The organism is Mesorhizobium sp. M1088, assembly GCF_040318575.1.
Lineage (GTDB): Bacteria > Pseudomonadota > Alphaproteobacteria > Rhizobiales > Rhizobiaceae > Mesorhizobium.
This window is the reverse complement of sequence record NZ_JAMYMO010000050.1, coordinates 22,517-32,553: the sequence shown is the minus strand read 5'-3', so window position 1 is coordinate 32,553 and position 10,037 is coordinate 22,517. Positions and strand designations below refer to the sequence as shown.

11 protein-coding genes are annotated in these 10,037 nt (G+C 61.6%); 4 read left to right on the top strand and 7 right to left on the bottom strand.

Annotation, left to right across the window (positions count from 1 at the left end; translation table 11 throughout):
- Positions 1 to 151 precede the first annotated feature (151 nt).
- Together NKH49_RS31135 and NKH49_RS31130 are read right to left on the bottom strand one after the other, a co-directional pair.
- Positions 152 to 1,258: an aldo/keto reductase gene (locus tag NKH49_RS31135; protein WP_352833048.1), complete on the bottom strand. Its 1,107-nt coding sequence runs from the start codon at positions 1,256 to 1,258 to the stop codon at positions 152 to 154.
- 54 nt (positions 1,259 to 1,312) lie between these two features.
- Entirely contained in the window at positions 1,313 to 1,741 is a 429-nt protein-coding gene (locus NKH49_RS31130) for a nuclear transport factor 2 family protein (protein WP_352833051.1), read from the bottom strand.
- Between the two features lie 114 nt (positions 1,742 to 1,855).
- Between NKH49_RS31130 and NKH49_RS31125 the strand changes: the two genes are divergently transcribed.
- Positions 1,856 to 2,806, top strand: coding sequence for a LysR family transcriptional regulator (locus NKH49_RS31125; protein ID WP_352929323.1), 951 nt, complete (start codon positions 1,856 to 1,858; stop codon positions 2,804 to 2,806).
- Here the strand turns inward: NKH49_RS31125 and tsf are convergent.
- The 5 genes from tsf to NKH49_RS31100 form a co-directional block, all read right to left on the bottom strand.
- Positions 2,796 to 3,719 carry a translation elongation factor Ts gene (gene tsf / locus NKH49_RS31120; protein WP_352471655.1) on the bottom strand — a complete coding sequence of 308 codons (924 nt, stop codon included), beginning with the start codon at positions 3,717 to 3,719 and terminating at the stop codon, positions 2,796 to 2,798. The two genes, NKH49_RS31125 and tsf, sit on opposite strands and share 11 nt — an antisense overlap.
- A 119-nt stretch (positions 3,720 to 3,838) precedes the next feature.
- Positions 3,839 to 4,636: a 30S ribosomal protein S2 gene (gene rpsB / locus NKH49_RS31115; protein WP_031211288.1), complete on the bottom strand. Its 798-nt coding sequence runs from the start codon at positions 4,634 to 4,636 to the stop codon at positions 3,839 to 3,841.
- 204 nt (positions 4,637 to 4,840) lie between these two features.
- Positions 4,841 to 5,119: a DUF4031 domain-containing protein gene (locus tag NKH49_RS31110; RefSeq protein WP_352682960.1), complete on the bottom strand. Its 279-nt coding sequence runs from the start codon at positions 5,117 to 5,119 to the stop codon at positions 4,841 to 4,843.
- A gap of 42 nt (positions 5,120 to 5,161) precedes the next feature.
- Positions 5,162 to 6,460 (bottom strand): lysophospholipid acyltransferase family protein, encoded by a 1,299-nt coding sequence (locus tag NKH49_RS31105; RefSeq protein WP_352929320.1) that lies wholly within the window; start codon positions 6,458 to 6,460, stop codon positions 5,162 to 5,164.
- Between the two features lie 135 nt (positions 6,461 to 6,595).
- A complete protein-coding gene (locus tag NKH49_RS31100; RefSeq protein ID WP_023674927.1) occupies positions 6,596 to 7,423 on the bottom strand; it encodes a cell envelope integrity EipB family protein in 828 nt (275 codons plus the stop codon).
- Between the two features lie 138 nt (positions 7,424 to 7,561).
- Between NKH49_RS31100 and NKH49_RS31095 the strand changes: the two genes are divergently transcribed.
- The 3 genes from NKH49_RS31095 to NKH49_RS31085 are packed head-to-tail and all read left to right on the top strand — an operon-like array spanning position 7,562 to position 10,024.
- Entirely contained in the window at positions 7,562 to 8,026 is a 465-nt protein-coding gene (locus NKH49_RS31095; protein ID WP_352448812.1) for a RidA family protein, read from the top strand.
- Between the two features lie 14 nt (positions 8,027 to 8,040).
- Positions 8,041 to 8,769 (top strand): glycerophosphodiester phosphodiesterase, encoded by a 729-nt coding sequence (locus NKH49_RS31090; RefSeq protein ID WP_023674925.1) that lies wholly within the window; start codon positions 8,041 to 8,043, stop codon positions 8,767 to 8,769.
- A 40-nt stretch (positions 8,770 to 8,809) separates the two neighbouring features.
- Positions 8,810 to 10,024 (top strand): GNAT family N-acetyltransferase, encoded by a 1,215-nt coding sequence (locus tag NKH49_RS31085; protein ID WP_352682816.1) that lies wholly within the window; start codon positions 8,810 to 8,812, stop codon positions 10,022 to 10,024.
- The last annotated feature ends 13 nt before the right edge of the window (positions 10,025 to 10,037 follow it).

Sequence of the window (10,037 nt, the reverse complement as noted above, 5' to 3'; positions counted from 1 at the left end):
AATATCACACCCCTCTTCTTGGGGTCGTCGTTTTGGGGGGGGGTCGGGTTTGGGGTGCCCACAAAATCTGGGGGGTTACTAAAACCCTCGGGGCCCGGTTTTCCCCGGGGGCCCCCGAGCCGGAAGTTGAGATCGTGGACCTGGATAGCCGTCAGCTCACGCCGGCAAAAGTGCCTCGCATGAGCAGATCCGGCAGATAGCTTGCCGGCTTACCGCCAACCGCCTGCCCACCGGTCAGGCCGCCTTGTATTTCAGGGCCGAAGAACGAATACGGAAAGGGCGTGACCGGCCGGCTCACCGCATCGAGCCGTGCCCGAAGATCTTCGGGAATGTCGAAATCAAGCGCGCCGAGATTGTCCTTGAGCTGGTCAAGCCTGGTGGCGCCGACGATGACGGACGCAATGCCTGGCCTGTTTGCCGTCCAGTTCAGGGCGACCTGGGCCATGCTGCGGCCGAGCTGGCCGGCAACCCTCTCCAGTTCGGCGACGATTTGCCAGTTGCGATCGGTGAATTTCTGGAAACCGGGATTGGTCGAACCACGCATTGTCTCCAGCCGGCCACCATCCTCGACGATTGTATCGAAACGGTATTTTCCGCTGAGCAGGCCGCTGGCCAATGGACTCCAGACCATGATTCCGGCGCCATAGCGCGTGCCGAACGGCACGAACTCGTGCTCGATGTTGCGCTCGGCCAGCGAATATTCGAGCTGAAGCGCCGAAACCGGTTCATAGCCGCGATGCTCGGCGACGGCCTGCGCCCGGCTTGCGTACCAGGCCGGCACGTCGGACAGACCGACATGCCGGATCTTTCCGGCGCGCACCAGATCGTCCAGCGTCCGCATCACCTCCTCCGGCGGCGTCAGCCTGTCCCAGGTATGGAGGATGTAGAGGTCGATGTAGTCGGTGCCGAGCCGCTTCAGCGAACCGTCTATCGCCCGCAGGATGTTCTTGCGGCCGTTGCCCCCGGCGTTCGGGTTGCCCGGTTCGGCGTTGTAGGTGAATTTGGTACTGATCACCGCCTTGTCGCGCAGCCCGCGCTCGGCGATGAATTCGCCGAGCCAGGTTTCGGCCGTGCCACCGGTATAGAGATCGGCGGTATCGAAGAAATTGCCACCGGCTTCGATATAGGCATCAACCAAGGCGCGCGCGGTTTCCTTCTCCGCGCCCCAGCCCCATTCCGTGCCGAACGTCATGGTGCCGAGCGCCAGGCGGGTGACACGCAGCCCGCTGTTGCCGAGCGTGTAGTAGGACATGGTCATGGATTTCTCCTGCAGTTTGAAAAGCGGGATTGAGGTCTTGCCTGGGATACGCAGTCAGGCCTTGGCCAGAGCATCGACCACCACCTGGAAGCGGCGCGGATCGAAATAGTCGTGGTAGGCGCTGATCAGACCGCTCTTGAAGTGGAAAATCGCGATATTGCTGTTGGTGTATTCAGTGCCGCCGATCAGCACCGCGCGGTTCTTGTACTCAACGACGATCGCGTCCGAATCCGCTGCCGGATAGATGGCTGTCAGCTGCGAATCGAAGGATTCGAAATTACCGAAGAGGCCTCGGAAGGCCGCCAGGATCGCGGCCTTACCATCGATGCTGTTTCCAAATCCTGCCGGTGGGTAGAAGACAAGTATACGGCCATCTTCAGCCCAAAGGTCGCCCCATGCCTCAATGTCGTTGCGGTGCATCAGATCAAAGAATTTACGCACGGTCTCGAGATTACGGGTTCGTTCGGAATCGAGGTCGGTCATTAGACGTCTCCTTGGCTGCTCGGCGATTGCCGTGTGATGCAGCCAAAGATGCGCCCTCCTTTCCCCGCCGATAAGATTGCATTATCCGAATGGACTATGCGATATCATGCATGAATGGACCGCGATCTGCTTAGCCACCTACCTGTAATCGTTGCCGTCGCGCGGCGTGGCGGCTTCGCGCCGGCAGCCGCCGAGCTCGGCATGAGCCCGTCAGCGGTTAGCCATGCGGTTCGGCTGGTAGAGGAGCGAATCGGCCAGCCGTTGTTTGCCCGCACCACGCGCAGCGTCTCGCTGACCGAGGCTGGCACCGCGCTTGTCGCTGCGGCGGAGCCGGCGCTGGAAGACATTGCCGACCGGATCGAACGTATCCGCTCTGTCAAAGGCCGGGCAAGCGGACTGCTCAGGATCAACGCGCCGCGTTTGGCGCTGCCTCTGGCGCTCATGCCCCTCCTGACGGCGATGGCGGAACGTTACCCTGACGTGACGGTGGAGATCGTCACCGACGAACGTCTGAGCGATATCGTCGGCGAGGGTTTCGACGCCGGCATCCGGCTGGGCGAGATGATCGCCGAGGATATGGTGACGGTGCGACTGACAGGGCCTTTCCGCAGCATCATCGTTGCCTCGCCGGCCTATGTCGGCGGGCGCGGGCGGCCATGGGCGTTGGCCGATCTCGCCGCGCACAACTGCATCGGCTATCGGCTGTTGCGATCACGTGCGCTCTATCACTGGGATCTATCCGATCAGGGCAAGGATATCAGCGTCGAGACACGCGGCAGCGTGGTCGTCAGCGATCCGCTGTCGGCAAGGGAAATGGCGCTTGCCGGCATCGGCCTCGCCTATCTGTTCGAGCCGCTTGTCAAGCCTGACATCGAGGCAGGCCGGCTGGTCGAAGTCCTTGGCGAGGCATCGATCGAGGAACCGGGACTGTTCCTCTATTTCCCGCGCCGCGCCGCGATGGCCCCGAAGCTCCGCGCCTTCATCGACACCGTGCAAGAAATCGGCTGGGCATCCTCGCGGATACCCGGCCGAAAAAAGCCTTTCAAACGAATAGTTACTTCTTGACCGCTGCCGCGACTTCCGCCGCGAAATCGGTCTCTTCCTTCTCGATACCCTCACCGAGCGCGAAGCGCAGATAGGCAGCGATTTTGGCTGGCGCGCCTATTTCGCTCTCGGCATCCTTCAGCGCCTTCTCGACGGTAATGTCGGGATTGAGCACGAAAGCCTGCTTGAGCAGCACGACCTCTTCATAGAACTTGCGCAAACGGCCTTCGACCATCTTCTCGATGATCGCTTCCGGCTTGCCGGACTGGCGCGCCTGGTCGGCGAAGATCGCCTTCTCGCGTTCCACTGCGGCCGGATCGAGCTCTTCGGTGGTCAGGGCCATCGGATTGGTGGCAGCGACATGCATGGCAACCTGACGGGCGAAGGCGTTGGCGGCATGCGCGTTGCCTGTCGTCTCGATGGCCACCAGCACGCCGAGCTTGCCAAGGCCGTCGGCGACCGCATTGTGAACGTAGGTTGCGACAGCGCCGTGCTCGACCGTGAGCTTGGCCGAGCGGCGGAAGCCCAGATTCTCACCGATGGTGCCGACAGCGTCCTTGATGGTCTCGGCGACCGATTTGCCCGATCCCGGATAGGGAGCGGCGGCAACGGCCTCGGTCTTGCCGCCATAGGCAAGCGCGACCTTCGCGACATTGGCGACGATCTCCTGGAACGCAGCATTGCGGGCAACGAAGTCCGTCTCGGAATTGACCTCGACGATCGCTGCCTCGCGGACGCCGGAATCTACGCCGATCAGGCCTTCGGCAGCGGTACGGCCAGCCTTCTTGTCGGCCTTGGAAATGCCCTTCTTGCGCAGCCAGTCGATGGCTTCTTCCATATTGCCGTTGGTCTCGTTCAACGCCGCCTTGCAGTCCATCATGCCCGCGCCGGTCAAGTCGCGGAGTTCTTTGACCTGTGCAGCCGAAATGCTCATTGTCGCCTCTTTGTCTAAATGCACTGACGCACCATCGATTTTCGATGATGCGCCTGGTGCTGGTAGCGCTTACCGCGCCAACATATTGGAAAGATGAAGGCCGCAGCCGGCCTTCGCTACTATGCTTCCGGGGTCTGGGCTGCCGGGCTCTCGGCGGCCGGGGTCTGATCGAGCGCCGGCTCGACCGGAGCCTCGACCGATGCGCCGATATCGACACCGAGCGCGCCCTGCTGACGGGCGATGCCGTCGATAGCTGCCTTGGCGATCAAATCGCAATACAGCTGGATGGCGCGGGCCGCGTCGTCATTGCCGGGGATCGGGAAGTCGATCTTGTCCGGGTCGCAGTTGGAATCGATGATGGCAACGACCGGGATGCCGAGACGCTTGGCCTCGAGAATGGCGATCGCTTCCTTGTTGGTGTCGATCACGAACATCAAATCGGGCGTCGAACCCATATCCTTGATGCCGCCCAGCGCCTTGTCGAGCTTCTCACGCTCGCGGTCGAGGTTGAGGCGCTCTTTCTTGGTCAGGCCCTGAGCCTCGCCGGCCAGCATTTCGTCGAGCTTGCGCAGGCGCTGGATGGAATTCGAGATCGTCTTCCAGTTGGTCAGCATGCCGCCGAGCCAACGCGAGTTGACATAGTACTGGGCCGAGCGCTGCGCGGCATCGGCGACGATGTCGGAGGCCTGGCGCTTGGTGCCGACGAACAGCACGCGGCCGCCCTTGGCAACAGTGTCGGAAACCTGCTTCAGCGCCTGGTGCAGCAAAGGCACCGTCTGCGAGAGGTCGATGATGTGTATGTTGTTGCGGGCGCCGTAGATATAGGGCGCCATTTTCGGGTTCCAGCGGTGGGTCTGGTGGCCGAAGTGAATGCCAGCTTCCAATAGCTGGCGCATGCTGAAATCAGGCAGAGCCATTCTTATTTCCTTTCCGGTTAGCCTCCACGGACACAGGCATTTTTGGACTTTGTCCTCGAACGCCACCGGAGGTTTCAGCCGGATTTCTCCCGGGCAGACACCAAAGTCCGTGTGTGGAATGAGCGCGCATATAGAGGGGAAGCGCGACAAACGCAAGCGTTGTGGCATCTTGTGGTTCAGCGCGCGGCGATCAGCGCACCAGTGTCATCCCCGCATCTTCCCCTTCGGCACCCGCACACGCCGGAAAACGGCGACGATCTCCTCGCGGCTGCACTCGATGGCGCCTAACCGCACTGCGCGGTCGCGCTCGAACCCGGTTATGTCATAGTGCGGTGCCGATGTCTTCGGCGGTCCTTGGTAGGACGCGCGCTTGATGCCGAGCTGCCCGGCAAAGCGATGCAGCTCGTCGGTGTCGTCTGCCAGCAGATGACACCAGCGGTGGCCGACCCATTTCCAGATCGCCGCATCGACATAGACCGCCACAGGCTTGCCGCACTCCTTCATCTTGCGCCGACCAACACACCGCTAACGATGATAGAAGGGATTGGCATAGAAAATGAAGCCGCCGCCAGCCTTGAGTTGCGTCATCGTCTTGGTGACGGTCTCCTGCATCCGGTCGTGCAGTTCGGCGAGTGCCTCCTCGACGGAGCCTTGATAGGCGTGCAAGCCTAGCGGCTCCGGTACCCGGACATAGGCGCGGCGTGGGCCTGCCGGCTGCGGCACGAAACGGTTGATCGTATCGCGCAGCGTACCTTTGCAATAATCGTTGCGGATCCGCTTCAAATGTTCGGCGATCTCCTCCTGCGTGATGCGCGGGTTGGCTGAGGCCCACGGCCCGACACGCTGCAGGCGCTGGATCGCATCTGCCAGCGTTCGGACCTGCTTCTGGCTTCCGCTGCCATCCGTGCTTTCCCGCAGCCAGCGCCGCGAACGGCGCAAAAGGTCGGCATTGTCGAGCGTGCCGGCGTCGACCGAGACAAGTTCGGCAAGGCGACGGCCGAGTTCGGTCAGCAGGTCCTTTTGACGTGCGTCATACGAAGCCCGCTCATCGGACCGCAGGCCATATGCAGCCTCATCGCGAGACAGCAACGTCGCATAGATATGATGGATGCGCTCCGGCAGCGAATCGGCGGCACGGCGTTCGATTTTCAGGCTGTGCTCGACATAGGCGCATTCCTTTGCCAGCGCTGCCTCGACATTCCCCGTGAAAGCAAGCTTCCAGATCACGGGCGCGATCCAAACCTTGAAATCCGGATCCGTCAGGCGGCCGCGCTTCAACGCCTCGAACCCCATTTCGACCGCGCCCGGCAGCAGCGGGGCAATGATGTTGGCATGCCAGCCGACACCGCCTTCGGGATGCAGGAGCACGCCGTGCCCCTTCAGCGCCCAGACCACCGAATGTTCCTTGGCGGCCGCGCTGTTGCCCGGGATTTGCGCGATCAGATTGTTGGCCAACCAGAATTTCTGCATCAGCCGGCCAAGCCCGTTGACGACGCCGTGCGTGGCCCAGGATGCCGCCAGCGGGCTTACCCGCGAGACGACCTCCTTGTCGATCATCCAGTCGGTAAAGAATTCGGGATGGTTGGGCGTGATGAACGTCGCCTTGCCCGCGCCGCAACAAGCCTTCAGCCTTTGCCGGTCATCCTCTGGAAAATCGATGTGGCGGACATTGGCGACGCCGCGCAAACCGGCCAGACGGTTGAATGGCAACAGGTCGCGAAAGCCTGGAATGCCGTGCAGCATGACAATCCGGTTGACCAATGTCATAGCGTTGATCAGCGTCGCATTGGGCCGCGGCGCCACAAAAACGTCGATCCTGCTCAACCTGCTCCCCCGCGGCGCATACCGTCATAAGACGTTGATAGGCAATTGCGGCATGCTCAAGTCGATGCGACTTGCCCCGCAAGATTAAGCGCTACTATCCCGGATAGCGGCCGGCGGCTTGCCGTTCACTCGAGCTTATTTAGACGGGCAGGTCTTAGGCTGATCGAACAGTGACAGATTGACCAATTTGCCGGTCATCGAGAACTCGCCATAGTCCATGACGAGATCGCGCGTGATGCCGTTCTTGTGCAGCTTGAAGCTGATCCGGTATTCCGGCACCTCCTCGCCGCCTTTGTCGGCATCATCGAAATAGGCGATGTCGACCGGCCAGTATTTGTCGGTGGCGAGCTTGGCCAGCGCCGGCGCTTCCGGATCGGCATTGTCGGCATCGGCTTGCTTGCCGACGACGACGGTGGTGGTCACCACCTTGTTGGCGTCCTCAGAGCCGTCGAACAGGTTGGTTTCGTAGAAACGCTCGCCCTTTTCCGCCTTGCCGATCATTTCGACCATTTGCTGGGTCGGGAACTGGGTCGGCGCGAGTTCCAGGCTGTTCTTCTCGGGCTTGTCGATATCGACCTTGAGACCGTTGGCTTCCTTCGTTGCGGTACCCTTGACCTCCTTGTCGAGGTTCTGGTCGACAAAGGATTTGTTCACGAAGGAGAAGGTCTTGCCCTCGGCATCCTCGAAGGTGGTCATCTGCTGGTCGGTCAGCCTTGTGTTGTCGCTGGTTACGATCTGGGTCACCAAACGGAACTTTACCGTATAGCCCTCGCAAGGCGAGCCGTTGAACTCGTAGACCATGCGGCCGGTGATGCCGGTAATGCCGGAACGGTCTGAAGCCTTGTCGAGTGAAATGTCGTAAACAGCACGATGCGCCTGCAGCGCAGGCACCGCAAAAGCGGGAGCCGCCCAGGAAGCCGCTGTCAAGAGAACGGCGTTGAATGCGAGGCGCGTTGCGCGCATGGGGTGCTCCGATCATCGCGGCTAGTGGCAAGCCGCATGGAAAGATGGTCCAGCTTAAAAAAAGTCGTGGCGGAAGCGAGGCAAAAATAGCAATTTCGGCCCGGCCTGCGCGGCACCTTCAAGCAATAGGGAAATAGCATGAGCGAAACAATCGAAAAGCGGCTAAGCGATCTCGGCGTGACGCTGCCGGCCGCCGCCGCGCCCGCCGCCAATTACGTGCCCTATTGCCGGACCGGCAATCTGCTGTTCACCGCCGGGCAGTTGCCGCTCAAGGAGGGCAAGCTCCAGGCGAGCGGACTGCTTGGCCGCGATGTCGACACCGCGACCGGCAAGGAAGCCGCAAAATACTGTGCGATCAACATATTGGCCCAGGCTCAGGCGGCACTTGGCGATCTCGAGAAAATCCGTCGCTTGGTGAAGATCACCGTCTTCGTCGCCTCGGCACCGGATTTTGTCGAACAGCATCTGGTTGCCAACGGCGCCTCGGATTTTCTCGCCGCCGTGCTCGGCGATCGTGGCAAGCACGCTCGCTCCGCCGTCGGCACCGCCTCCCTGCCGCTTAATGCCGCAGTGGAAATCGAAGCGATCTTCGAAGTCGAATGACCGGGACTGCAACCATGACCGATCTTTCCTGGCTGACCGCCCGGCCCGTCGCCCATCGCGGCCTCCACGACATGAACAAGACGCGCTGGGAGAACACCCTTTCCGCCTTCGCTGCGGCGGCCGAGCGCGGCTACGCGATCGAATGCGATGTGCACCTGTCGTCCGACGGCGTCCCCGTCATCATCCACGATGGCGATCTGCGGCGGCTGACCGGCGAGGACGGCTTCGTCTGGCAGCGTACGGCTGCAGAGATCACGGCGCTGAAGGTCGGCGGCACCGCCGACCATTTGCCGACGCTGCAGCAGGCGCTTGATCTGGTCGACGGCCGTGTGCCGATGGTTGTCGAACTGAAAGGTGCTGCCGGGCATGACGAAGGCCTGGTCGAAAGCGTCGGCAAGATGCTCAAGCATTACAAGGGCAAGACCGCGATCATGTCGTTCGACCATTGGCTGATCCGCGAGTTCCCGAAATATGCACCCGGCATACCCGGCGGGTTGACCGCCTACGGCAACGACAACCACCTGATCGAGGCGCATTTCGCCATGCTGGCGCATGACATCGCCTTCACCTCCTACGCTGCCGGCGACCTGCCGAACCGGTTCGTCTCCTTCGTGCGAGAGAGACTCGGTATGCCGGTGATCACCTGGACCGTGCACGACCAGCCTGCCGTCGACCTGACCTTCAAATATGCCGACCAGATGACGTTCGAAGGATTCGAGCCCGATCTGGTACGGCTTGCCTGAGCGGGCTTGTATGGGTCCGCAGCGAGCTTAAGTAAGCCTCATGGATCAAGGGGACGACTGTGAAAGACAAACGGCGAATGCGGAGCTGTCGATCCGCATCGCCGCGGGCATCGGCGCCTTTACCAGCGCTGAATGGGACAGCCTCGGCGGCACTACACGCGGCGATGCAGAATACGGCTACAACCCGCTTGTCTCATTCGCTTTTTTGAGCGCGCTGGAAGATTCCGGCTGCGCTGTTCGGCGCACAGGCTGGCAAGGCCATCACCTCAGGCTGGAAACCGCGCGAGGCATGTTGCTCGGAGCGGTCCCCTGCTATCTGAAGTCGCACAGCCAGGGCGAATATGTCTTCGACCATGGCTGGTCGGACGCGTTCGAACGCGCCGGCGGGCGCTACTATCCGAAGCTGCAATGCGCGGTGCCGTTCACACCCGTCACCGGCCCTCGCCTGCTGGTCGGCAGGGGCGAGGACATCCCCACCGTCAAGGCCGGTCTTGCGACCGGCCTGAAGGCGGTGACGGATAAGCTCGGCGTGTCTTCCGCGCATGTTACTTTCGCGCCGGAGGACGACGTCCAGGTATTGGCGGCGGCCGGCTTCCTGCATCGCACCGACCAGCAGTTTCACTTCTTCAACGAAGGCTTTTCGAGCTACGACGATTTTCTCACAACGTTAGCCTCGCGCAAGCGCAAGGCAATGAAGAAAGAGCGGCGCGAGGCCCTCGCCGACGGCATCTCGATCGACTGGCTGACCGGCAAGGATCTGACCGAAAAGGCCTGGGACGACTTTTTCGCGTTCTACATGGATACCGGCAGCAGGAAATGGGGCCGGCCCTACCTCAACCGCGATTTCTTCTCACTGATCGGCGAACGCATGGCCGACGACATCCTGCTGGTCATGGCCAAACGCAGCGGGCGCTACATTGCAGGTGCCATCAACTTCATCGGTTCAGACGCGCTCTACGGCCGCAATTGGGGCTGCATCGAGGACCACCCGTTCCTGCATTTCGAGGTCTGCTACCATCAGGCGATCGATTTCGCCATCTCGCGCAAGCTGAAGGTGGTTGAAGCCGGTGCGCAGGGCGAGCACAAGCTGGCGCGCGGCTACCGGCCCGTGACGATGCATTCGGCGCACTACATCGCCCATCCAGGTCTGCGCAATGCAGTGGCCGACTACCTCCAGCGCGAGCGGCGCGAAGTCGAGCGGATGAGCGAATATCTGGAAGAGCACACCCCGTTCCGCAAGGACATGGCGGAGTAGAGTAGCGAGCCCC